23 protein-coding genes and 1 pseudogene are annotated in these 21,631 nt (G+C 58.5%); 11 read left to right on the top strand and 13 right to left on the bottom strand.

The genetic code is table 11. The annotated features are described in order from the left end of the window. The first annotated feature begins 96 nt into the window (after positions 1-96). Together AC13RC_RS25730 and AC13RC_RS25725 are read left to right on the top strand one after the other, a co-directional pair. Positions 97-1,098, top strand: coding sequence for an ornithine cyclodeaminase family protein (locus AC13RC_RS25730; RefSeq protein ID WP_488558910.1), 1,002 nt, complete (start codon positions 97-99; stop codon positions 1,096-1,098). Positions 1,099-1,106: 8 nt separating this feature from the next. Next, positions 1,107-2,255, top strand: coding sequence for an aminotransferase class V-fold PLP-dependent enzyme (locus AC13RC_RS25725; RefSeq protein ID WP_488558909.1), 1,149 nt, complete (start codon positions 1,107-1,109; stop codon positions 2,253-2,255). Positions 2,256-2,265: 10 nt separating this feature from the next. Here AC13RC_RS25725 and AC13RC_RS25720 read toward each other — a convergent pair whose 3' ends face one another. The 7 genes from AC13RC_RS25720 to AC13RC_RS25690 form a co-directional block, all read right to left on the bottom strand. After that, a complete protein-coding gene (locus AC13RC_RS25720) occupies positions 2,266-3,216 on the bottom strand; it encodes a LysR family transcriptional regulator (RefSeq protein ID WP_488558908.1) in 951 nt (316 codons plus the stop codon). Positions 3,217-3,255: 39 nt separating this feature from the next. Further along, positions 3,256-3,942 carry an ABC transporter permease gene (locus AC13RC_RS25715; protein ID WP_488558907.1) on the bottom strand — a complete coding sequence of 229 codons (687 nt, stop codon included), beginning with the start codon at positions 3,940-3,942 and terminating at the stop codon, positions 3,256-3,258. A gap of 1 nt (position 3,943) precedes the next feature. Further along, complete coding sequence (locus AC13RC_RS25710; RefSeq protein WP_488558906.1) at positions 3,944-4,654, bottom strand: ABC transporter permease; 711 nt, start codon at positions 4,652-4,654, stop codon at positions 3,944-3,946. A gap of 79 nt (positions 4,655-4,733) precedes the next feature. Beyond that, complete coding sequence (locus AC13RC_RS25705) at positions 4,734-5,519, bottom strand: transporter substrate-binding domain-containing protein (RefSeq protein WP_488558905.1); 786 nt, start codon at positions 5,517-5,519, stop codon at positions 4,734-4,736. Between the two features lie 35 nt (positions 5,520-5,554). Beyond that, complete coding sequence (locus AC13RC_RS25700; RefSeq protein ID WP_488558904.1) at positions 5,555-6,898, bottom strand: amidase; 1,344 nt, start codon at positions 6,896-6,898, stop codon at positions 5,555-5,557. Positions 6,899-7,283: 385 nt separating this feature from the next. Then, complete coding sequence (locus AC13RC_RS25695; protein ID WP_488558903.1) at positions 7,284-7,688, bottom strand: GFA family protein; 405 nt, start codon at positions 7,686-7,688, stop codon at positions 7,284-7,286. Positions 7,689-7,830: 142 nt separating this feature from the next. Then, the gene (locus AC13RC_RS25690; RefSeq protein WP_488558902.1) at positions 7,831-8,814 is read right to left on the bottom strand and encodes an aldo/keto reductase; all 984 of its coding nucleotides are present in this window, start codon (positions 8,812-8,814) and stop codon (positions 7,831-7,833) included. 69 nt (positions 8,815-8,883) lie between these two features. Here AC13RC_RS25690 and AC13RC_RS25685 point away from each other — a divergent pair, with 69 nt between their 5' ends. Continuing rightward, the gene (locus AC13RC_RS25685; RefSeq protein ID WP_488558901.1) at positions 8,884-9,279 is read left to right on the top strand and encodes a helix-turn-helix domain-containing protein; all 396 of its coding nucleotides are present in this window, start codon (positions 8,884-8,886) and stop codon (positions 9,277-9,279) included. Between the two features lie 84 nt (positions 9,280-9,363). Here the strand turns inward: AC13RC_RS25685 and AC13RC_RS25680 are convergent, their stop codons facing one another. Further along, positions 9,364-10,302 carry a LysR family transcriptional regulator gene (locus tag AC13RC_RS25680; RefSeq protein WP_488558900.1) on the bottom strand — a complete coding sequence of 313 codons (939 nt, stop codon included), beginning with the start codon at positions 10,300-10,302 and terminating at the stop codon, positions 9,364-9,366. Positions 10,303-10,521: 219 nt separating this feature from the next. Between AC13RC_RS25680 and AC13RC_RS25675 the strand changes: the two genes are divergently transcribed. Together AC13RC_RS25675 and AC13RC_RS25670 are read left to right on the top strand one after the other, a co-directional pair. Further along, complete coding sequence (locus tag AC13RC_RS25675) at positions 10,522-11,829, top strand: hypothetical protein (protein ID WP_488558899.1); 1,308 nt, start codon at positions 10,522-10,524, stop codon at positions 11,827-11,829. A gap of 82 nt (positions 11,830-11,911) precedes the next feature. Further along, complete coding sequence (locus tag AC13RC_RS25670; RefSeq protein ID WP_488558898.1) at positions 11,912-12,670, top strand: SDR family NAD(P)-dependent oxidoreductase; 759 nt, start codon at positions 11,912-11,914, stop codon at positions 12,668-12,670. Between the two features lie 158 nt (positions 12,671-12,828). Here the strand turns inward: AC13RC_RS25670 and AC13RC_RS25665 are convergent, their stop codons facing one another. Then, positions 12,829-13,743: a LysR family transcriptional regulator gene (locus AC13RC_RS25665; protein ID WP_488558897.1), complete on the bottom strand. Its 915-nt coding sequence runs from the start codon at positions 13,741-13,743 to the stop codon at positions 12,829-12,831. Positions 13,744-13,827: 84 nt separating this feature from the next. Here AC13RC_RS25665 and AC13RC_RS25660 point away from each other — a divergent pair, with 84 nt between their 5' ends. Further along, positions 13,828-14,673 carry an oxidoreductase gene (locus AC13RC_RS25660; RefSeq protein WP_488558896.1) on the top strand — a complete coding sequence of 282 codons (846 nt, stop codon included), beginning with the start codon at positions 13,828-13,830 and terminating at the stop codon, positions 14,671-14,673. 158 nt (positions 14,674-14,831) lie between these two features. Here AC13RC_RS25660 and AC13RC_RS25655 read toward each other — a convergent pair whose 3' ends face one another. Both AC13RC_RS25655 and AC13RC_RS25650 read right to left on the bottom strand, forming a co-directional pair. Next, a complete protein-coding gene (locus AC13RC_RS25655; protein ID WP_488558998.1) occupies positions 14,832-15,509 on the bottom strand; it encodes a substrate-binding domain-containing protein in 678 nt (225 codons plus the stop codon). A 15-nt stretch (positions 15,510-15,524) separates the two neighbouring features. Next, positions 15,525-15,713: pseudogene (locus AC13RC_RS25650) on the bottom strand (helix-turn-helix domain-containing protein); the annotation flags it as partial. A gap of 115 nt (positions 15,714-15,828) precedes the next feature. On the opposite strand from AC13RC_RS25650, the gene AC13RC_RS25645 reads away from it, so the two are divergent. After that, positions 15,829-16,263, top strand: a complete 435-nt coding sequence (locus AC13RC_RS25645) for a DUF6196 family protein (RefSeq protein WP_488558895.1) — start codon at positions 15,829-15,831, stop codon at positions 16,261-16,263. A 102-nt stretch (positions 16,264-16,365) separates the two neighbouring features. Here the strand turns inward: AC13RC_RS25645 and AC13RC_RS25640 are convergent, their stop codons facing one another. Both AC13RC_RS25640 and AC13RC_RS25635 read right to left on the bottom strand, forming a co-directional pair. Then, positions 16,366-17,043, bottom strand: a complete 678-nt coding sequence (locus AC13RC_RS25640) for an SDR family oxidoreductase (RefSeq protein WP_488558894.1) — start codon at positions 17,041-17,043, stop codon at positions 16,366-16,368. Between the two features lie 11 nt (positions 17,044-17,054). Continuing rightward, positions 17,055-17,792 carry an SDR family NAD(P)-dependent oxidoreductase gene (locus AC13RC_RS25635; protein WP_488558893.1) on the bottom strand — a complete coding sequence of 246 codons (738 nt, stop codon included), beginning with the start codon at positions 17,790-17,792 and terminating at the stop codon, positions 17,055-17,057. Positions 17,793-17,888: 96 nt separating this feature from the next. On the opposite strand from AC13RC_RS25635, the gene AC13RC_RS25630 reads away from it, so the two are divergent. The 4 genes from AC13RC_RS25630 (at position 17,889) to AC13RC_RS25615 (ending at position 21,558) form a co-directional block, all read left to right on the top strand. Beyond that, entirely contained in the window at positions 17,889-18,848 is a 960-nt protein-coding gene (locus AC13RC_RS25630) for a LysR family transcriptional regulator (protein ID WP_488558892.1), read from the top strand. A 92-nt stretch (positions 18,849-18,940) separates the two neighbouring features. After that, positions 18,941-19,807 (top strand): LysR family transcriptional regulator, encoded by an 867-nt coding sequence (locus AC13RC_RS25625; RefSeq protein ID WP_488558891.1) that lies wholly within the window; start codon positions 18,941-18,943, stop codon positions 19,805-19,807. Between the two features lie 152 nt (positions 19,808-19,959). Next, the gene (locus tag AC13RC_RS25620) at positions 19,960-20,754 is read left to right on the top strand and encodes an SDR family NAD(P)-dependent oxidoreductase (protein WP_488558890.1); all 795 of its coding nucleotides are present in this window, start codon (positions 19,960-19,962) and stop codon (positions 20,752-20,754) included. A gap of 135 nt (positions 20,755-20,889) precedes the next feature. Then, positions 20,890-21,558, top strand: a complete 669-nt coding sequence (locus AC13RC_RS25615; RefSeq protein WP_488558889.1) for an SDR family oxidoreductase — start codon at positions 20,890-20,892, stop codon at positions 21,556-21,558. Positions 21,559-21,631 lie beyond the last annotated feature (73 nt).

The raw sequence follows: 21,631 nt of genomic DNA, 5'->3' as shown, positions 1-21,631 counted from the left end.
GGCAGGACCTCGCGGGCCTAGGTTATTAACTTCGCCGGCTTGGGCTCATTCTTTGATGATATCTCTTGTCTCGTCTGCCATCAGCTTGAGGCTCGAATGTCTTCATCGCCGTCACACGGGATACTGGTCATTGATGGACCAACCGCCGAGAAACTCGTCAGCATCGAAGATGGGATAGCGCTGGCTGAAAAAGCTCTCCGCAGCACATCCGATGGAACCGCGCAGCAGGACATCCGACGCACCCTGACGCTTCCCGGAATGACTGGAACCTGTCTCTCGGTCATGTACGGGTCGGCGGCGGAGACGGAGCCGTTCGGCGCAAAAGTTCAGTCGGTCTTTCCGCAGAATTTCGAGCACGGGCTTCCCTCGCACCAGGGCGGCATTCTGCTATTCGATCGCGAAAGTGGCAGACCCACTGCCCTGATCAACGCCAGCGCCGTCACCGGCATGAGAACGCCTGCGGCATCTGCGGTCGCCACCCGCGCGCTTGCCCGGCCTGAAGCAAGTGAACTTGCGCTCATTGGCTACGGTGAACAGGCCGCCCGGCATATCGAGACGATCAGTGCCGTCCGACCAATATCCCGCGTTCGCGTATGGGGTCGAAATCCGGACAAGGCCAAGGCCTTCGCCGAAGCCCAAACCAGCAAGGACATTCCAACTCTTGCCTACGAGACAGCGCGCAAGGCGGTCGAAGGCGCCGACATCGTCTGTACCGTGACGGCGGCCAAGCTGCCTGTTTTGATGGGTGAATGGCTGACGCCAGGCACGCACATCAATGCCGTCGGCGCCAGCGTGGCAGCGCTTCAGGAAATCGATCTGGAATGTGTGAAGCGCTCACGTATCTGGGTCGACTATATGCCGATGGCAATGGCCGCAGCGTCCGATATCTTTGAACCGCTGCAAAAGGGTCTCATCGGATCCACCCAGCTGATCGGTGAGATTGGTGCGATACTGAACGGCGCGATTCCAGGGCGAATGAACCCCTCCGAGATCACCCTTTATCGCTCACTCGGTGTGCCTGCTCAGGACATCGTCCTTGCAAACTTCATTTTCCAGACGGCGAGAGACCATGGTCTCGGCGTCGAAGTATCCTTGTGAGGTCAAAAATGCTTCCCAGCCAAAGACATCTGTTTTCGATCCCCGATGACGTGACCTATCTCGATGCGGCCTATATGTCGCCGATCCCGAATGGTGCCGCCGAGGCCGGACGCGACGGCGTTCTCGTCAAGGCAGCTCCGTGGGACATGACAATCAACGCCTATTATGACGGACCTGAACGGGCGCGAGAGCTGGCGGCGTCCTTTATCGGCGCATCCATTGATGACGTCAGCGTTATCCCCGCCACCAGCTATGGGATCGCTGTCGCCGCGGTAAACGTTCCCGTTGCACCGGGCTCGGTCATCATCATGATGGACAACGAGCATACCTCGCATCGCTATGCCTGGTATGAGCTGGCAAGGAAGAAGGGCGCCACCGTGGTCACAGTACCGCGGAAGGCCGACGAGGACTGGGGCTATGCTCTTGCCTCAGCCATCAGGAACTCGCCGGCGCCCGTCGCGGTCGTCGCCGGCACGATCGTCCATTGGTTCGAGGGCATGAGCGTCGATATCCAGGCTGTCGCGGACGCCGCGCATGCCGTAGGTGCTGCCCTCGTCATGGACGGGACGCAGTGGGTGGGTGCGGTCCCCTTCGATGTCGCGAAGGTTCGGCCGGACTTTCTGTCCTTCGCCACCTACAAGTTCCTGCTCGGGCCCTACCGCCTGGCATTTCTCTATGCCGACAAGAAGTGGCAGGAGGCAGGAAGCCCGATCGAATTCCATTCCTGGAACCGCAAGGGCGGTGAACGATCGGACTTTTATCTCGAGACAATGCCTGACTACCTGGCGGGAGGACGCCGCTTTGACATGGGCGAGCGCTCCGACTTTGCCGTGCTACCAATCGCCATCAGCGCACTTGAGTTGCTGCAGAGCTGGGGCGCGCAGCCCGTGTACGAGCGTCTGGTGCATCTGAACAAGCTAATCTGGCAGGAGGCAGAAGCTCGTGGCTTCGGCGGCCCGCCGGCAAATTTGCGAGCACCGCACATCTCCGTTGTCGAGCTCGGGGAGCGGTTCAGATCGGATCTGGCGAAGAACCTCAAGGACAACAAGGCTTTCGTCACGGTCCGCGGCACGAAAATGCGTATCACTCCGCATGTCTACAATGAAGAGCGGGACATCAGCCGGCTCTTCGAGCTCGTTGGTACGTTAACACGTTGAGCCTTCTGGCTCAGCACTCGGTGAGTGCTTTTATCTCCCGGTCGATGACATTCATGTAGTCACGCGTCGACTCGACAAGGTGCTCGATAAAAGTATCAGCTGCCGATGAGGCGATCGTGCCCCACGGGCGGTAGACACCAAGATTGATGTCCAGATGCGGCTGGAAGTCGCGGATTTCGATTGGCAGATCCCTTGCCATCCAGGCCGACAGACGATCAACCACCGTGACGCCAACACCGTTCGCCACCAGATTAATGCAGGTGTTGGATAATGCTGCCTCGACCTTGAGCGACCTGTTGATGCCCCTGCTCTCGCAGAGTTCGTCCAATTGCCTGCGCATCGGATCACCGACGCCGAGCGAGACAAAGTTCAAGCCATCGAGATCGTCCGCCTGAATGACGGGAAGTTTGCTCAAAGGGTGGCCTTTCGGCATCACGCAAACCGGGGGTGTCGCGACGAGAGTCCGTCTTACAACGGATGGCGTATCGTCGTTGACTTCCGCCGCTACGCCAATATCGAGCTGGTTCCGGCCTGCCCGCTGTATGATGGTCGATGAGCTTCTAATATCCAGGGTTACAGAAACATCGGGATACCGTCTGGTGAAACTGGCGATGATCGATGGCAGCAGAGTCAATCCGAAAGCCGGCAAGGCCGAGATATTGAGACGGCCGCTCCGCAGTTCTCGGATTTCCTTGGCAATTTGGGATATGCCGCGGACCGTTTCGAAAAGACGCTTGACCTCCGCATAGAGCATATGAGCTTCCGGGGTCGGGATCAGTCGCTGACGGTGGTTGCGAAACAGCGGGAAGCCGGCCTTGTTCGTCAGCTGCAACAGGATCTTGCTGACCGCCGGTTGGGTGATATCGAGGGCATCGGCTGCCTTCGTGGTCGTTCCATGCGACATGACGGCCGCGAAGACCTCGACCTCACGAGCGGTGAAATCCGCCTCACCTGGGATCAAAAGCGCCTCCATCAACGCGAAACAACAAAGACATCCCGATTAGTATCGGGAAGCCATGCGTGTTTCCACATATTTGAAGCCGGAAGTGATGATGAAGGCCAGGACGAAGTAGACGAGCGCTGCCGCAAGCAGCGGCTCATAGGTCCGGAAGGTCTGGGCCCGCACCAGATTGGCGGCCGCCATGGTCTCGAAAACGGTGATCGCGGCCGTCAGCGCCGTTCCTTTCAACAGAAGGATGTTCTGTCCGCCGATTGCCGGCAAGGCCAGGCGAAATGCCTGCGGAAGTAGGACGGATCGAAAGATGCGGCGCTTGGACAGACCAAGCGAGCGACCCGCCTCCGCCTGCCCGGTAGGGACACCAAGGATGGCGCCTCGCCATATCTCGGCGCAATAGGCGGCCGTATTCAGCGTAAGCACGACGAATGCATAGCCGTTCGCACTTCGAAACAGCGGCCAGAACACGCTGTAGCGGATCGCCGGAATGGTTGCGAGCACCTGACCTATGCCGAAGTAGAAGATGTAGAGCTGGACGAGCAGCGGTGTTCCGCGAAAGGCCAGCATGAAGGCCATCGCCGGGTATCTGAGCCAGCCTCGGGTCGAGATCCTCGCCACTGCCACCGGGAGCGCTAGAAGATTGCCGCTGATGGCACAGGCGATGAACAGGACGATCGTGGCCTGCAACCCAGAGAACAGTTCGCCTGTGAGATAGTAACCGAAATCAGGCATCCTATTTGCGCCTCCAGGCGTGAGAAGCCTTCACTTCGAAATAGTGGAATAAGATGGAGGATATCCCCGACATGACGAGGAACACCACGCCGACCGCCGCATAGAAGAGCAAGTAGTGTCGCGTGGCACCGGCGGCCATCTTGCCGACGAGCACCAGTTCCGTGAAGCCGATCAGGCTGACCAGCGAGCTTTCCTTCAGAACGATGAGCCAGAGATTGCCGAGACCCGGCAGGGCCAGGGGGAGCATCTGCGGGATGATCACGAGGAAAAATGACTGCTTGCGCGTCAGTCCCACGGCAAAGGCGGCTTCCGACTGCCCGCGCGGAACAGCAACGATCGCGCCACGAAGCACTTCCGTACTATAGCCGCCCTGCACGACACCAAGCGAAATCGCGGCGGCGACAAAGCCGTTGAGATGAAACTGCATGGCGAGCCCCGTCATGCCGAGCAGGTAACTGAGGGCATCCGTCGCGGTGTAGTAGATCAGGAAGATCACGAGGATGTCGGGGACGGAGCGGATGACCGTCGTATAGGTGCTGGCCAGGGATCTGGCGACGACGCTCTTTGATTGCTTGGCAATTGCACCAAGCAGACCGAGCAGAAGGCCGATGGCGTAGGCACTCAGAGAAATCTCGATACTGAGCCATGCCCCTCGCAAGAGCTCGTCGGTCCAGCCCTGATCACCAAAGCTGAGTAGATTAAACCAGGACATATATGCATCCATGCCGCTTTGTTCGTCGAATAGGTCTGGAGCCGACCACGATGGCCGGCGCCGATCCTAAAGTCGCCCATCATTCGCCATAGATGTCGAAGTTGAAATAGCGCTTGGTAATCGTGTCGTACTCGCCGCTGGCACGCACGGCCTTGAGCGCCGTGTTGAGCTTATCCTTCAGCGCAACGTCTTCCTTGCGCAGGCCGCCGCCGTCGCCGTAGCCGAACATGGTTTCGTGCGGCAGGGTCACCTTGATCTCGTAGTCCTTGCCTTCGGGCTTGTTGAGGAAATCCTGGATCTGGATGCCGGCTGCAGCCATCAGATCGACACGACCAGCCTGCATGTCGGCAATCTCGTCATCAAGGGTCGGGTAGAGCTTAAGCTCGGAGATGCCGTTGAACTTCTGCTGCATGTAGGTCGCCTGCAAGCTCGAACTCTGGGCAGCGACCGTGATGCCCTTGAAAGTGTCGGGTTTGGTAACGTCAAAGGACCGCGTATCGGCCTTCGGGCCGACGAGGACATTTGGCGAGTAGTAGTACTTGTCGGTGAAGTCGATGACCTTCTTGCGCTCGTCGGTAATCGACATCGAGCTCCAGATGACGTCGAATTTCTTCGCAAGCAAGGCGGGGATGATGCCGTCCCAGGCGACGTCGACGACTTCGCACTTGGCTTTCATCTCCCTGCAGACGGCATTCATCAGGTCGATTTCCCAGCCCTGCCACTTGCCGCTGGCATCCTTCACCGAGAAGGGCGCATAGGGCTCGGCGGCAACGCCGAAGCGAATGACGTCATCGGCTGCCGAGGAGGTCTTGGCGACGCCAATCGTGGCGGCGATGACGGAGAGTACAATTGCGATCTTCTTCATGTTTTAGTTCCCCTTTTTTGTGGATGTTGGATTGACTATGCTGGTCCGGTCTCCAATCGGCTCAGCGTATTGCAGACGGAAAACAGATAGTTTTCCGTATACTTGGGCGTTGTGATCTGGATAGATGCCGGGAGGCTACCTTCAATAGGCAGAGGCATTGCAAGGGTTGGGACGCCGAAAAAGTTAGCCCATCGACGGAAATGCCCCCCAGCCAGACCGTAGGGCACGAACTCCGGTCCAACGGCGGTCATCTCGTCGGATAGCCTTGGGGCGAGACCTGGAACGACGGGCGTCGCGAGCACATTGATTTCCGAAAAGAGCCGGTCGAATTCGCTTTCGATCGCAGCTCGATATGAGATGGCTGACTTATAGGCTCGTTCTGAGATTTCCGCTCCCTTAGACAGAAAAGCATGAACCGCGGCCGCCACCCTGTCGGGATTGGCTTCCACAAGGTTTCGGTATCGCTGCGTGAACTCGTACATCAGAATCGTCAGTCCTGCCTCGCGGACCTCGGCGGCATGTCGGAACGGAACCATACGAAGATGGGCTCCAGCCCTTTCCACCGTCCGCAGGAAGCTCTCCTGCACAGCCGCCACTACCGGATCGACCGCAGCTTGGTAGAGATCGGGACAAATGCCGATGGTTATATCGGCAAGCCTGATGTCGACCGGCCGTGGCTCGGCGACACCGAGCATGGCGTAATGCACCGTGCGCGCGTCTGCAACGCTGGAGGCGATGGGACCGATGGCGTCAAAACTCGGCGCCGTCGGCAATGCGCCATCGGCATCGATAACACCTTGCGTGGGCTTGAAGCCGACCAGACCTGTTGCTGCGGCGACCGATCGATTGGATCCGCCAGTGTCCGTTCCGATCGCGGCAACACAGAAGCCGGCACCAACTGCCGCGGCCGAGCCGCTGCTCGTTCCCCCGGTACCCCGCTCCGGATCGAGAGGGTTCACGACCTTGCCATGCCAGGGATTGTCGTGATTACCGGCGGTCAACTCGTGCAGGTTAGTTTTGCCGATGATGATAGCGCCGGCCGCTCGAAGGTTTGCCACACAGACGGCGTCCCGCTCGGCGACCGTCGCCTCGAACAAGCGGGTGCCTGCTGTCGTCGGCCATCCCCTGACGTCGATGACATCCTTGACCGCGATCGGGATGCCGTGAAGCGGACCAAGATGCTTCCCCACCCGCATCGCTGCGTCGGCCGCGCGGGCGGCTTCCAAGGCCTCTTCCTCGGCAACATAGATCAGCGCCCGAATTGCCTCGTTTTGCCCTGTAATCCGCTGCAGGCAGTCTTGGACCACATTCACAGGCGACAAACCATCAGCGAAGCTGCCGTGTATCTGGGCAATCGTCTGAGGAAGGGTCTTCGCCATCAGGTCTCGTCGCTCTCGCGTCGCTGTTTGCACTGCAAGAACGCTAACAGGTCGGCTTGAAGCTTCCTAATTCCTGCGGACGGAGGGTTGATTACCAATAGTTATAACTCAAAGGAGGATGAACAGATTTTGGATACTCGTTTCTAGGTAGCTGATCCGGCGACATCTAATATATTCAATGACTTGCATCCCGATCGGATCGCCGAGGAAAAGATTTGCCCGAAACAGACGCCGATTCAACACGTTCCATACTCCTATGGTGCGGGGAAACCCTCGATCAAGCGTGGTACCAGGGAGCTGCCGGATACCGGTTGACGCACCAACCTCGTCACTTTGCTCTTTTGGCAAGCGGAGAGGTGGCCCGTTTCATTTTCGACAGAGGCTCTCAATCCCCCGCTCGTCCCGGAAGCCCAGTCAGGTCCTGCGTCCATGCCAATGCCGACGAGCACCAGATCTGTGAACGGGGCGTTAGCTCCTGGCGCTGGTTCACAGTTCCTAGTCTGATCCCAATCTGCTCGGCATCTTCATCCTCTCCCGTCGTATAAATGGGCGACCCGCAATCGGAGCAGAAAAACTGCGGCCGCCGACGACCATTGTCGGCGGTCTTGACGTAGAGCTTGGGCTCGCCGGACGTTATCTGGAACTGACTGCGTTGCGTGCTGACGGTCACCCTGTACGCGGTGCCAGTCAATCTCTGGCAGTCCGTGCAATGGCAGATCCCAACGTCTTGCGGGTCAATCTCGGCTTCATAAGTGATCTTTCCGCATTGGCACGCGCCGTCGATGTGCATGTCGGACCTCCATCCATTGTTGCTGTCTCGGGACATAGAGGACGGCCCTGCCAAGTCGACATCTGGCAGGGCTCGCTTCGCTGTGAGGACCGGTGCGGGTGCATTCAAGAAGCTCAAGTCGCAACGACCCTGCTGGCGAAACTTACACGCTGATGCCCTGGACAGAGGACGCGAGTGGCGCAAGGGCGTCCATTTCGCCATCCGTCAACATCATGGAGACCGCCGCGACGTTTTCTACGAGGCGGCTGCGCTTGCGCGTTCCTGGGATCGGCACCGTCTTGACGTTCAGGCGGCGCCCTTGGGCATGTAGCCAGGCAAGTGCGATCTGCGCCGCCGAAACGTCGCGAGCTTTCGCGATCTCCTCGATCTTCGATACGAGTCGCATATTTGCGGCGCGGTTATCGGCCGAGAACCTTGGGAATTGCCGGCGCGCATCGGTGTCGGCCAAGGCTTTTGCGAAAGCTTGGCCGGTTAGCATTCCGCGCCCGAGCGGCGCGTAGGGCACAACGGTTACGCCAAGTTCTGCCGCAGTGGGTACCACATCTTGCTCGATATCTCGGGAGAACACCGACCATTCCGACTGCAAAGCCGCGATCGGATGAACGGCATGCGCCGCCCGCAGTTCTGAGGCGCTGACAGCCGACATGCCGAGCCACTTTACCTTGCCTGCTTCCACCAGCTGCGCCATCGCGCCTACTGACTCGTCCAACGGCACGCTGTCGTCACGACGATGCATGTAATAGAGGTCGATGACATCGACGCCAAGGCGCTTGAGGGACCGGTCGACGGCTTGCCGGATGTAGTCCGGGCGATTGTCGATGCTCCAGTCGTCGGGATTATCAGATGTCCGGCGATAACCGTATTTCGTTGCGATGATGATACGCTCGCGGTTCGCCGAGGCGAAGGACGCCAGAAACTCCTCGTTTGCCCCGACACCATACATGTCCGCGGTATCGAACATGCTGATCCCGAGGTCTACCGCCTTCTCCAGCGTCAAACGAGACTCGGTCTCGTCACTTTCTCCGTAGAATTCGCTCATTCCCATGCAGCCGAGGCCTTGAGCCCCGATCATCGGGCCGTCCTGGCCGAGCTGAACCTGAGGCAGGGGAGTGTTTTCACTTGTCATGTTTGGTCTCCAAATTTCGACAAGCATCGCCTATAAGTGTGGAGTGCACTCCATGGTCAAGGGTTCAAAATGCTGATTTCGGAATTTGCAAAGGCCACGGGGCTTCCAGTCGACACCATCCGCTTCTATGTCGCCAAAGGGCTTATAAAGCCTGACCGTGGCCTCAAGGGCGGTTCGAACCCCTATCAGGTCTTCAACTTGAAGGATGTGACGGCCGCTCGGATGATCCGCCTTCAGCAGACGCTCGGTTATACGCTTGGAGAAATCCTCGCTCTCAACGAAGAGTACCGTGTGGGCGAGCATTCGCCGGAACGCACCGTCGACGTCCTGCAGGCGCAGATCGAAAGGCTTCGGCAACGCAAGGGAGCGCTCGATGTGGCCTTGAGTTTTCTCCAGGGCAAGGTCGAATGGATCAAGTCCGGTAAACCAGGCGATGCGCCGAACCTGGAGGATTATCGCTGCTAAGCACAGCTCTCCGGCCTCCGGCCAACTGACGTATTCCCCTCGTAAGTCGACATCTCCATGGGATAGGCGAAACTATCAGCTTCCTCAACCTAATCGGCCCGCCTCAACCCACGGCGGAGAAGGCAGGAAGCGTCCGGCCAGTTCGTCCACGACGACACGAACCTTGGGCAGAATGTCGCGGGCTCGCGGCCAGACCAGGTGTATTGGCCGGTCGTTGGTGGCCGAAGTCGCCAACACCTCTTGCAAACGCCCTGCCCGTAGATCGGCACTGACCAGCCACATCGGGAGACAAGCCAGCCCAGCGCCGGCGACCGACGCGTTTAGCAGGGCATCCCCATTGCTGATGATGTGACGAGGACTGATGTCGACCCTGATAGTGTCACCGTGCTCGCCCTGCAGGAACCAGGGCAGTACCTTTCCGCCGCGCGTCTCGCCCAGACAGTCGTGCCCCACAAGATCACCCGGCCTCTCCGGCCGGCCACGTCGCGCGAGGTACTCCGGCGAGGCGCAGACTAGAGAAGTCTGAACGCCGATCCTTCTGGCTATCAGGCTCGCTGAGTCCTCTAGCTCACCGATCCGCACCGCGAGGTCAAACCCCTCGTCTATGAGGTCAACGTAGCGGTCACTGAACGCGGCGTCCAAGGTGAGTTGCGGATGGCCTGTTAGTGCCTCCGCGAGCACTGGGACCACCCATCGCGGTCCGAAAGTCGCGGGGAGGCTGACCCGCAGAGTGCCCGATGCCACTCGTTGGCGAGATGCGAGCAGAGCCTCAGCACTGTCGAGTTCGGAAAGCACGCGCAAGCAGGTCTCATGATACGCGCGCCCATCAGCGGTAAGTCCGAGGCGTCGGGTGGTTCTGTCGAGGAGGCGCGTCCCCAACCGCTCCTCGAGTCGAGAGACGTTTTTCGCCACAGCTGATTTTGAAAGCCCCATCCTCTCGGCCGCAGCGGTGAAGCTACCGAACTCCACTGTCATGACGAAGGCGGTGATACCAGTGAGATGCGAATGCGGCTGCACACTCATTGATTGACGCTCTTTCGTCGTAAATGTTTCGAATTTTTAGCAGCAGAAATTTGGTCCGGTTGTCAATATCGTCTTGGAGCCAACGAGACCGAACGCGATCTCGCCTCGCCTGGACCGCGCTGCGAGCGACACGCGGCCTGATGATCGTCGGGTGAACCTCTGGTGCGGCGCGGCCCGCACACGAGCATGTGCATCACAGCGTAGACAAGGAACCTGGACATGAAGAACACGATGACCCGCTGGCAGTCGCCATCCTTCGGCCTTGCGAACCTCAAGCTTGAAACCGTCGAGCGACCCACGCCTCGGACGCGTGAGTTACTGGCTGCAGCAAAGCTTCATGATGTGCGAAATGGCGCAACACGAGGCCCTCAATTGCCGCTCTCAAAACCATACGAGATCGTTGACACCACGCTCTCATTCACCGGAGTGGCCTGCATATCTGGGCTAAGGCTTCTCGCGGCATGCATATCGGCACTAACGCTTTTGTCGGCGAGTGTGTCCGCTCAAGCACTTTCCGACGTGGCGGCCACGCCCGAACCGTTAGTGCTGCAGCGGCAGGGCAGCTTCTTCATCGGGGGACGGACGATCGAGACAGAAAACGCCGGGTGGGGCAATTTTCGAAAAGTATTCGGAGAACCATTCGAGGCCGGGAAGGTCACCGTCGATCAGATGTACGTTCAGTTTCAGGTTCCCGTTAAACCATCGCATACCCCCATCGTCTTCATGCATGGTGGCCTGCTGTCTTCCAAACAATGGGAGACGACGCCCGACGGCCGAATGGGCTGGTTCGAGTATTTTACCAGGAAAGGATTTCCCGCCTACTTGGCGGAGCAGTCAGGCCGGGCGAGATCGGGATTTAACGCCTCCACCTTCAACGAGGTTAGCCGGGGCAAGCTTTCGCCCTCAAAGCAGCCAAGGATCTACCTGGGCACATCGAACATGGCATGGAAGGTGTTTCGCTTTGGCCCGCGCGAGGGTCAGCCCTATCCAGGGGAGCAGTTCCCGGTGGATCACGTCAATACGTTCTACAAACAGGTCATACCTGACATGTTCGAAACGGAAGTTCCCAGCCTGATGACCGAACTGGTCACGCCTACGACCGACAATCCCACCGTCGAAAATGTCGCCGATTTGGCAAACCAACTCGGCGGTGCCATTCTAGTCGGCCATTCTCAATCTGCCGGCTTTCCCACCCAAGCTGCGCTGAAGGCGAAAGGCGGCATCAAGGGCATTATCCAGTTGGAAACGGGATGTTTTGCCAATCTCACTGACCAGCAGGTAACACTGCTCGCCAAGATCCCGATGCTGGTGATGGTCGGTGACTACCTCGGCGAGCACCCGAGCGCAAGCTGCGACAGAGAGATTGCTCAGGTCAAGGCGGCCGGCGGTGACATCACATTTGTTTCACTTCCAAGCGTCGGCCTGCACGGCAACAGCCACATGTTCATGCAGGACAAGAACAATATCGACGTCGCAAATGTCATCATAAGCTGGGTGGGCACTCACGTCGACAAAGCCTCGAAGTAACGCATTTCAGTGGGCCAAAAAGCTGCCATTGCTGAAGTGGCAGCTCGATAGCGATTAACCGTAGAAGCAGAAGGAACGTAAAATGGACTTGAACCTCAACGGCCGCATCTGCCTGGTCACTGGTGCAAGCTCGGGAATTGGTCGAGCCGCAGCGCTGGCGCTGGCGGCGGAAGGTGCTCAGTTGATCGTGGCCGCTAGAACAGCGGCGCCGCTGCAGTCTCTCACAGAAGAAGTTGTACAGGCGGGCGGGCCCGCACCCCACATCCTCACCGGCGATCTTTCCCGACCTGAGGCCGCGATGAAACTCGCGGAAGACGCGATCGATATCGCCGGCAGAGTTGATGTTCTCCTCAACAATGCCGGCGGCTCCCGTCCGATGGAACAACCGAACGACAAAGCTGCCTGGGACGAGTCATTCCAGCTCAACTTCGTTTCACCGCGCCAGCTTGGGGAAGAACTCGGGCGGGCGATGGCAGAGAGCGGCTGGGGTCGCATCATCAACATCACCGGCGTCATCCTTGCAAAGAGCTTCAATGCGGCATCTCCAGCGAAAGCTGCCCTTGAAAGCTGGGCAAAGGCGGCCGCAGGGAATTGGGGAAGCAAGGGTGTCACCGTCAACTGCATTGCACCCGGTCGCTTGAACACGCCCCAAATCCTCGAGCGTTTGCATCCAACCCAGGAGTCGCGACAGAGCTTTATCGACGCCAATATTCCAGCGGGATATTTTGGCGAGCCGGAAGATGCTGCCAATTTGATCGCGTTTCTGGCTTCCGACAGGGCACGCTACATCAATGGTGCGACGATACCTGTTGACGGAGGAACGATGCGGCTCGCATTCTAGTTTGCTGGCATTTGACGAGGCCGTTTTGCTTCAAGCCGGCGAACTTGGACTGCAATACGTCTCGCATTCGTTGGCCGCATGGTTCTCTGATGTGTTGCAGAAGTGGGACGGCGTATCCCAGCGGATGGAAGCAGCGGCCCGCTCGATCCGCGACCTTCCTATGCAGCTAACCGCCGCTGGCGAACCATCGCCAAAAAAGCGCTTAGGACCGGCCGCATCTGCCGTCTTGAGGGATAATACAGATGAAAACCAGGAAACGGAGGCGTCCAGTCGGCGAGAAGACGGACAAGCTTTCCGCTTTCCAGATAGGGCGCCACCTCGTGCTCAAGAAGGTAGCCAACGCCGACCCCGTCTAACGCGGCACTCAACATGACCTCGGGCTCGTTGCAGGTGAGCGGGCCCGAAACGCTGACTTCCAGCGGTTTTCCATCTCTTTCAAACTCCCATGCGTATAACGATCCAGCCGTCACCATTTTGTAGTTGATGCAGCGGTGGGCCGTGAGGTCGGCCGGATGAGTGATAGTCGGATTGCGTTGGAGGTAGTCCGGTGCTGCCACGACGGCCATGGCCAGATCCGGCCCGACCTTCAAGGCGATCATATCCTGCTGCAGCTTTTCTCCTAGCCGAATGCCGGCATCGAATTGGTCGGCAACGATGTCGCGATAGGCCGTGTCTATTAAGACTTCTAACGTCGCCTGAGGATAGGCGTTGCTGAAGTCGACCAGGACAGGTCTGACGACAGCCTCGTAAGCCTGCCGTGTTGCGGTCAGCCGCAAGGTTCCTGAGACCAGATCCCGTTTCTGGTCGAGAGAGTCCAATGCATTATGGATGCTGGAGAGAGAAGGCTCCAGGGCCTCCAGAAGGGTTCGGCCGGCTTCGGTCACCGAGACGCTTCGGCTGTTGCGCTGAAGAAGTCGGTGGCCCACCGCTGTTTCAAGACGTCGGATGGTATGGCTGAGATTTGAGGTCGACATGCCGAGCGCCACGGCTGCGCGCGTAAAATTTCCGGTCCGCGCAACATGGACAAAGGCTGCCATGTCATCCAGCTTTATCTGATGATCGTGCAATCTCATTCAACGGGCCTTACAATGTATCCCACCTGATCACACGCTTTATCAGCTCCTAAATAGGTCTGGTCAATCTACGGAGACGATAAGATGATTAGCAAAGAAGCCGTATGGCTGATTACCGGATCCTCAAGAGGCCTCGGACGCGCAATTGCCGAGAAGGTGCTTGCCGCAGGCTACCGCGCCGTTCTGACGGCAAGAAAAACGGATCAGCTGCAAGACCTTGCTGCCGACTATGGCGCCGCTGTGCTTTTGGCAGCTTTGGACGTCACAAACCAGGACCAGATCGATGCAGCTTACAAGGCAGCGATCGCTAAATTTGGCCGGGTCGATGTTCTCGTCAACAATGCCGGCTACGGATACCTTGGCGCCATCGAGGAGGGCGAAGACGCCGAGATGCGCGCCATTTTCGAGACCGATCTCTTCGCGCCTGTGAACCTGATCAAAACGGTGTTGCCAGGCATGCGCGAGCGCCATCACGGTCATATCGTGAACATCAGTTCGATCGGTGGCCACGTTACTTATCCCGGCGTTGGCTACTATCACATGGTCAAGTTCGGGCTCGAAGCCATGTCAGAGACTCTCGCGAAAGAGGTCGCCGGGCTTGGCATCGGCGTCACGGTCGTCGCGCCTGGCGCGTTCAGGACGGATTTTCGCGGGCCCGATTCGATGAAGTTTTCGCAGATCATCATCGACGACTACAAGGACACGGCGGGGAAATCCCGTGAAGGGACGGCGGCAGGTCACCGCAAACAGGTTGGCGATCCCGCGCGCGGCGCTGAGGCCATCATCAAGGCAGTTGAGGCAGAGCATCCGCCGGTTCGTCTGCTGATCGGCGGCGACGCGCTCGACCAGCTGCGCAACAAGCTCGATGAGATCCGCGCCGAGACAGATGCGTGGGAGGATGTTACGCGCAGCACCGACTTCCGGGAGTAGGCTGCCATGGCGATTACGCACCGCCTGTAACGGCGGTGCGTCTCCGCCGTGCTGGTCAAGATGGCATGATTCTCAGATCGCGGTAGTGCCGACCACAGGTATGTACGGAGCTTTGGACGACGCGTTAAGTCGGCCGAAAGCTGCGAATGACACGTGGATCAGGCGGTCGCTGGAAGCCGATCTGAAAGTGATAGAACGCTTTGCCGCAACAAATCGATCACTCTGTCCGTAGCGTGGGATCGTTTGCGGCTCGTGTAAAGGCCGTACTTCACGGTTGGAGAAGCGCCTTTGAACATGGAAGAGACCACTCGCATGGTTCGCGGATTGATACTTTCTCGTGTCAGCAGTGCCAAGCCCAATCCGTTCTCGACCGCCGCCGTCATGGCTGCAGCGTTGTGGCTTGTCATAGCAATGCGAAATTCGAGTTCGGCTTCCATTAATTTTTCGAACATGGTGCGTCGCCAGGCGCACGGCTCAGCATAGACTATGACGTCCAACGGACGCGTGACATCGATGGTTGCGTCTATTCCACAGACCCAATGCAAGTCCACGTTCCACACCTCAAGTGGATCGGCTGAAAACGCAGAACACGTGGCAACCGCAATATCCAGGGCGCCATCCGCCCAGCGTTGTGCGATCCCGCTGCCGTGATCTATTGTGACACTCAGCTGAAGTGTTGGCATGGCGCGGCGAATTTTGCCAAGTGCCGCCTGCAAGGTATGGACTGCAATCGTTTCTGCCAGTCCGATTCTAAGCTCAGTCGCTGCCTCTGCCTCCTGGAAGCGGGCCGCGGCCTCCTCTCCCAGGGCAATAATCCGCTTTGCGTATGCAAGCATGAGTTCTCCGGCGTCAGTCGGGATCACGCCCCGTCCCGTTCGGCGAAGCAACTGCTTACCCACTACCTCCTCAAGCCGCCTGATCTGGGTACTGAGCGCCGATTGGGCGCGGCCGTCCTCGGCTGCCGCTCGATTGATGCTTCCATGGCTACAGACAGAGACGAATGCTTTCAGTAGCCGGGGATCAAAGGCATCTGATATCATCTATCGGTAATCTCTGGTTTCCATGAATTCTGCCTACCGTGATATCTCATCGGGCCTTAACCTCCAAGGCCGGCTAGAACTGAAGAGTTTCAAAGACATCATTGGCAGGTGGAATATGGTCGACATCTCTCTCGAAACACCCGATCAGACCGACGCGCGGCTCAGGCGCCTCATGCCTCGAACGACGCTGAAGACATTCGAGAGGCCGTATGGGTTCGTCGAATTCGGTCTGGATGGATTTCCCGAGCGAGTGTCACCCGAGGCGCTTGCCATCGTTCGAAACGAACATTGCTGGAGTCAACTGGTTCCCGTGACAGGCGGCGGGGAGCAATTCCAGATCTTCAGCTTCCATTTCCCTCAAGGGGAAGACAATAGCGGCTTTGTCGGCTGGCTCGCATGGCACTTAAAGAACAAGTTCGGCACTGGTGTCTTCGTCATCTGTGGGCAAGATAACGGCAACGGCGGCATCTATGATTATTGGGGCTGCCCGATATCGCTCGCCGACGAGATTTCCGGCGAGCTCGCAAACCTCAGATCATCGGGCAGCTGAAAGGGGTGCTCGCCCTTGAGGCCGAAGCACCATCGCCAATCGGACCGGCTTTTGGCTGTGCGGTGCAGTTCGGACGTTTCTGCTGCAGCCGCACGGGGCCCGTTACCAAGGTAGCGATCGTCCTCGCCAATCAAGGTACAAATTTTTGCCGGTCCCCATATGCGCCTTCAGCACATCCACCATGCCCTTGACGCTTTCGTCGACGGAAATCTCAGCCGCGACGGTACCATCCAAGGTCCCCATCGCGGTGGCTGCCCATCCCGGATGAATCGAAAGCACGGTCAGATCGGGATGATCTGCATGAAGCGTCCGCGCGAGCATGTTGAGGCTCACCTTGCTGGCCCGATAAAGATCAAGCTTCAGTCCGGGCTCGGTGTTGAGCGCGATGCTGGCACGATGAGACGACATCACGGCGATCGTGCCCTGAGGTTTCAATCGATCGAGCAGACCGTGGGCGAGCCGGATGGGGCCAAAGCAGTTCGTCAGCATGATTTCGGCGAATTCCGCGTCGGTTGCGTCGACGACTGAGTTGTGCAAAGGCCCGAAAATGCCCGCAACCAGAAAGATCACGTCAAAAGGCCCGTCGATTTCTTGCCTGAGCGGATCGATCTGATCGGCGCGCGTCACGTCGACATGCGCAACACGCGCGACCTTCTGTAGCTCAGCTGTGTCAGCACCTTGGCGGGCTGTGCCGGTGACCTCCCAGCTATAGGAATCAAGGGCCGCGGCAAGGCCCAGACCGAGACCGCGTTCGGCCCCGATGATAAGAATGCTTGGCATGTTCAGGTCCTTTACAGTGCGGAGAAACCACCATCCGCCATCACGAGAGCGCCCGTCATGAATGCGGATGCAGGAGAGGCAAGAAAGGCGATGACTTCGGCGATGTCTTGAGGCTGGCCCACCCGTCCGATCGGATGGGCGGAGCCGTAGCTTGACAGTGTCGCGCGGCTGTCTGGCACGATGCCCTCAAGGATGTCCGTTTCGACGACGCCGGGAGCGACGGCATTGGCGCGAATTCCCTGGCTCCCGTATTCGACGGCTATAACCTTCGTCAGTTGCGCGATCGCTCCCTTGCTCGCTGCATAGACGGAGGTGTCTTTCATCGCCACCTGGGCGACGATCGAGGCGACGTTGACGATGACGCCGCCCCGCCCCGCGAGCATGGCGCGCACGGCTTCACGGCAGTGAAGGAAAGTACCGCGCGCGTTGACGGACATAATGCTGTCCCAGTCGGTAACACTCATATCAATGAGGGCCCGGTTCATGGTGCGACCCGCGTTGTTGACCAGGATGTCGAGGGCACCGAAGCGTTCGATTGCCATGCCGACGCTTTGGATGGCGGTCTGCTCCTCAGCGATGTCGCCGGTCAGCGTGACGATGTTTTCCGCTTCCAGTTCATGGACCGTCTCGCTGACATCGGTCGCGACGACGCGCGCTCCCCTTGATCGAAGCGTCAGCGCCGTTGCGCGTCCAATGCCCCGGGCCGCTCCGGTCACCAGCGCTACCTGATTTTCGAAGATCTGGATCATATCGATCTCCTTTCGCAATGGAGACTAAGGCGATAACGGTGCCGCGATAATCCAGAGAGTCTTTACAAGATTGCGTAGCTGTGCTTCGTAATAGGAATGAGATCTGCCGACTTTGCCCGCATCCGTACGTTCCTGGCGGTTGCCGAGACACTGAGTTTTTCCAGGGCGGCCGACGAGCTCGGCATCACATCATCTGCTGCCAGTCAGACGGTTAGGGCACTGGAGGCAGATCTTCGCCAGCAGCTTTTTCAACGGACAACCCGCACCGTGGTCTTAACCGAGGCGGGAGCCTTGCTTCGGGACCGGATGCGCCCGGCCCTGACTGAAATGGAGACAGCGCTGGTTCAGAGCAGGGATGCAGCTGGTCGGCCAGCGGGCACGGTTCGCATCGTTTCTTTCCGGTCCGCAGGCGAGAAGTTCATCCTGCCGGCCCTGGCGGACTTGCGTCGAAATTACCCTGAGGTCCGGTTGGACATCACCTTCGACGATGAAGTGACAGATCCGGTCGCAGGGGGTTTCGACATTGCCGTGAGGATCGGTGAGGTCATCAGCCAAAACATGATTGCAGTGCCGCTCGGCGGCGAACTTCGGCAGATAGCGGTGGCTTCTCCGGACTACATTACTCGGCACGGCGCCCCTGAAATACCGCGCGATCTTCTCTCTCACGAATGCATCTGCTGGCGCTGGCCCGGCCAGCAGCATCCATTCCCGTGGGAGTTCTATGAAGACGGCCGCTGGTTTTCGATTAGCCCGCCAGCTGGCATCGTCGTCAATGACCGGCGCGCCGTTCTGCAATTGGCAATCAATAGTCTCGGGATCGCCTTCTGCATCGAGGACACCGTCACTGACCTCATTGATGCAGGAAAGCTTGTGCCTCTTCTACTGGAGTGGAGTAAGCCATTCCCCGGGTTCTTCCTGAGTTACTCCCGTCAGCGGCATATGCCAGCAGCGACCCGGGTGGTGATCGATGCAATACGGGCCGGGTGCCCTGCGCCAACCGCACAAAAAGCACCATCACCGTCGCCGTATAATGCTAAGGATTTCTTTGAGAACTGACGTGAGCTTAAAACAAGATGCCAGAATGGTAGGACGCCTTCCGACCTTCGGTATCTAAAGGTACTAGAATGGATCGGCTTTCCGAGCTTGAGGTGTTCGTCGCTGTCGTCGAGACGCGCGGTTTCACGGCCGCCGCCCGGAGAACCGGCACGTCACAGCCGGCGGTGAGCAAGGCGATCGGTACGCTTGAAGACCGCCTTGGCATTGCGCTTTTTAATCGCAGCACCCGAAACGTCACCTTGACCGACCAGGGCCGAAGATATTTCGACCGAATGAAACCTCTGCTCGAGGAGATCGAAGACGCCAATCGAGAAGCGATGGGCAGCCGCGCCGACATGTCGGGATCGATCCGCGTCGCGGTCCCCACCACGTTTGGTCGACTTCATATTCTTCCCGTCATTCCGAAGTTGCTGGCCGAATACCCTGATCTTCAAGTGGACCTGGTTTTATCAGATCTTCGGCGGGACATGGTCGAGGATCGGGTCGATCTGGTGATACGAGTGGGAGCTATCGAGGAGCCCGACGCCGTCGTCAGGCGCGTGGCAAGCACCCCCCTCGTGTGCGTCGGATCGCGGCAATACTTCGAAAAGCATGGGGTTCCCTCTGAGCCCGCCGAACTTGTACGTCACAATTGTCTTGTTTACGGCGGCTTTGAGGAGATAGCGAATTGGCCATTCGTCGGCCCGAAAGGTCCTTTCAGCGTTGCTGTGCGGGGTAACCTCACCTCCAACAGTATTGAGACGATCCGTGCAGGTGTGCTTGCCGGCGTCGGCATTGCCCTGTTCACAAAGGCGTCGCTTGTCGGCGAGCTTTCGCATCCTGACGTGATGACAATCCTCGACGATTATGTCCAGGCCACCAGAGACATCAGCTTTGTCTGGCCCACACGCCGTCTGGTTTCCGCCCGGGTCCGGCGCGTGACGGATTTCCTGGCCGCGTCGCTAGAAGGGCAGTTCTAACTATTGAGCGCTCAGCGAAGCAGGATGATGATCGCCCTTCGGGTAATCGCTATTTATTCCATCTGAATATGAATATCATACCGATTTCGTTTGTTATCGCTGTTTCCGGCATGCGTTATGAAGAATGATCGTCGCAATCAGAAAGAACGATCATGAACATTTCACTTTCAGGCCGCAGCGCGGTCGTGACCGGATCAACAGCCGGCATTGGCCGGGCGATCGCAGAAGGTTTGGCGCGCGCTGGCGCGTCAGTCGTTATCAACGGCCGTAGGGAGGAGCGGGTTGCCGCGGCGGTGGCCGAGATCAGCGCGCTCTTCCCCGGCGTTGCGATCGCCGGCGTCGTTGCCGATGTCGCGACCAAGGAAGGCAGTGCGATCCTCGCGTCCCAAGCTCCCAGTGCAGATATCCTGATCAACAACGCCGGCACAGCCAATCCCAAGCCGTTTTACGATCTAACGGACGAAGACTGGCTGAGCCTGTTTCAGCTCAACGTCATGAGCGGTGTTCGTGCAGCGCGTCACTATCTGCCCAAGATGACGGAGCACGGCTGGGGGCGTGTCGTGTTCATCAGCAGCGAATCCGCACTCGCAATCCCGCAAGATATGATCGACTACGGCATGACAAAGACAGCGCAGCTGGCCGTCTCGCGAGGACTTGCTGAAACTGTTGCCGGAACTGGCGTGACGGTCAACTCAGTACTTCCCGGTCCGACGAGTTCAGAGATCATGTCGAACTGGATGAAGGCAACGGCCGCTTCCGAAGGTATTACGCAGGAGCAGGCCGAGCTGAACTTCGTGAAGACTATGCGGCCGACCTCGCTGCTGCAACGGTTCACGACGACGGAGGAGGTCGCCAACATGGTCGTCTACCTGTGCTCGGAGCAAGCATCCGGCACGACCGGTTCCGCCATGCGCGTTGACGGCGGCGTGCTGAGGCAGATCGCTTGATCCCAAGACGACGCTGTTAGGAAATTGACCATGATAACATCACAGAACGAATTCGCGCGTTCACATTCACCTTCCTATGATCTCACGGGGAAACGCGTGGTCATTGTCGGCGGGAAAACTGGAATAGGACTCGGCATGGCTCTCGCTGCTCACGCGGCGGGAGCGAGGGTGACGGTTGCCAGCCGGCGCTCGGCCTCTGTAGCAGACCATCCGGAGCTGACGCCCTTCGAGCAGCTGGTGCTCGATATCAGTGACGAGGATGCTGTTCGGGCCACGTTCCACGCTATCGGCAGTCTGGACCACTTGCTCGTCGCCGCGGGTCCGACCGATGGCAACTGGGGTGCGTTCATGGACGAAGACATGCGAGGTGTGCGCAGCTATCTCAATAGTAAGTTTCTTGGGTCCTGGGCATGCGCACGATATGCTGCCCCAAACCTTTCCGCCAATGGGTCCATCACCTTTCTGACTGGGGGCATCGCGGCACGCTCAAAGATCGGCATGACGGCCGTCACCTCGACATTTGCCGCCGTGGAGGCATTGGCTCGATCGCTAGCACTCGAACTCGGACCCGTCAGGGTAAATGCCATTCGGCCCGGGTTCATTGACACCGATCTCTGGAACTTCTTGTCACCAACGGATGCGGCAGATATCCGTGAGAAAGTGTGCGCCAATTTCCCGGCGCGCAGGATCGGTTATCCGGCCGATATCGGCCACGCTGCCGTGTTCCTGATGACCAATCCCTACGTCACCGGCACTGTACTTGAGGTCTCAGGAGGCGAAACGCTGGTTGACTGGCTGTTTTAAGCGGTTGCAGCGACCTACTTGCTATGGACATTGAAACGTTGCACCGTGCATTTCGTGTCTGCGGGTTTTCTAA

The sequence above is a fragment of the Martinezella sp. CNPSo 3890 genome, assembly GCF_057784455.1.
This window is presented reverse-complemented; position numbering and strand designations above follow the sequence as displayed.

What these genes read in the sequence shown, in the direction of transcription:
- AC13RC_RS25730 (WP_488558910.1), top strand. Translation starts at nt 97, where the DNA reads ATGTCTTCATCGCCGTCACACGGGATACTGGTCATTGATGGACCAACC.
- AC13RC_RS25725 (WP_488558909.1), top strand. Translation starts at nt 1,107, where the DNA reads ATGCTTCCCAGCCAAAGACATCTGTTTTCGATCCCCGATGACGTGACC.
- AC13RC_RS25715 (WP_488558907.1), bottom strand. Translation starts at nt 3,942, where the DNA reads ATGCCTGATTTCGGTTACTATCTCACAGGCGAACTGTTCTCTGGGTTG.
- AC13RC_RS25710 (WP_488558906.1), bottom strand. Translation starts at nt 4,654, where the DNA reads ATGTCCTGGTTTAATCTACTCAGCTTTGGTGATCAGGGCTGGACCGAC.
- AC13RC_RS25705 (WP_488558905.1), bottom strand. Translation starts at nt 5,519, where the DNA reads ATGAAGAAGATCGCAATTGTACTCTCCGTCATCGCCGCCACGATTGGC.
- AC13RC_RS25700 (WP_488558904.1), bottom strand. Translation starts at nt 6,898, where the DNA reads ATGGCGAAGACCCTTCCTCAGACGATTGCCCAGATACACGGCAGCTTC.
- AC13RC_RS25695 (WP_488558903.1), bottom strand. Translation starts at nt 7,688, where the DNA reads ATGCACATCGACGGCGCGTGCCAATGCGGAAAGATCACTTATGAAGCC.
- AC13RC_RS25690 (WP_488558902.1), bottom strand. Translation starts at nt 8,814, where the DNA reads ATGACAAGTGAAAACACTCCCCTGCCTCAGGTTCAGCTCGGCCAGGAC.
- AC13RC_RS25685 (WP_488558901.1), top strand. Translation starts at nt 8,884, where the DNA reads ATGCTGATTTCGGAATTTGCAAAGGCCACGGGGCTTCCAGTCGACACC.
- AC13RC_RS25680 (WP_488558900.1), bottom strand. Translation starts at nt 10,302, where the DNA reads ATGAGTGTGCAGCCGCATTCGCATCTCACTGGTATCACCGCCTTCGTC.
- AC13RC_RS25675 (WP_488558899.1), top strand. Translation starts at nt 10,522, where the DNA reads ATGAAGAACACGATGACCCGCTGGCAGTCGCCATCCTTCGGCCTTGCG.
- AC13RC_RS25670 (WP_488558898.1), top strand. Translation starts at nt 11,912, where the DNA reads ATGGACTTGAACCTCAACGGCCGCATCTGCCTGGTCACTGGTGCAAGC.
- AC13RC_RS25665 (WP_488558897.1), bottom strand. Translation starts at nt 13,743, where the DNA reads ATGAGATTGCACGATCATCAGATAAAGCTGGATGACATGGCAGCCTTT.
- AC13RC_RS25660 (WP_488558896.1), top strand. Translation starts at nt 13,828, where the DNA reads ATGATTAGCAAAGAAGCCGTATGGCTGATTACCGGATCCTCAAGAGGC.
- AC13RC_RS25655 (WP_488558998.1), bottom strand. Translation starts at nt 15,509, where the DNA reads ATGCTTGCATACGCAAAGCGGATTATTGCCCTGGGAGAGGAGGCCGCG.
- AC13RC_RS25645 (WP_488558895.1), top strand. Translation starts at nt 15,829, where the DNA reads ATGGTCGACATCTCTCTCGAAACACCCGATCAGACCGACGCGCGGCTC.
- AC13RC_RS25640 (WP_488558894.1), bottom strand. Translation starts at nt 17,043, where the DNA reads ATGCCAAGCATTCTTATCATCGGGGCCGAACGCGGTCTCGGTCTGGGC.
- AC13RC_RS25635 (WP_488558893.1), bottom strand. Translation starts at nt 17,792, where the DNA reads ATGATCCAGATCTTCGAAAATCAGGTAGCGCTGGTGACCGGAGCGGCC.
- AC13RC_RS25630 (WP_488558892.1), top strand. Translation starts at nt 17,889, where the DNA reads ATGAGATCTGCCGACTTTGCCCGCATCCGTACGTTCCTGGCGGTTGCC.
- AC13RC_RS25620 (WP_488558890.1), top strand. Translation starts at nt 19,960, where the DNA reads ATGAACATTTCACTTTCAGGCCGCAGCGCGGTCGTGACCGGATCAACA.
- AC13RC_RS25615 (WP_488558889.1), top strand. Translation starts at nt 20,890, where the DNA reads ATGGCTCTCGCTGCTCACGCGGCGGGAGCGAGGGTGACGGTTGCCAGC.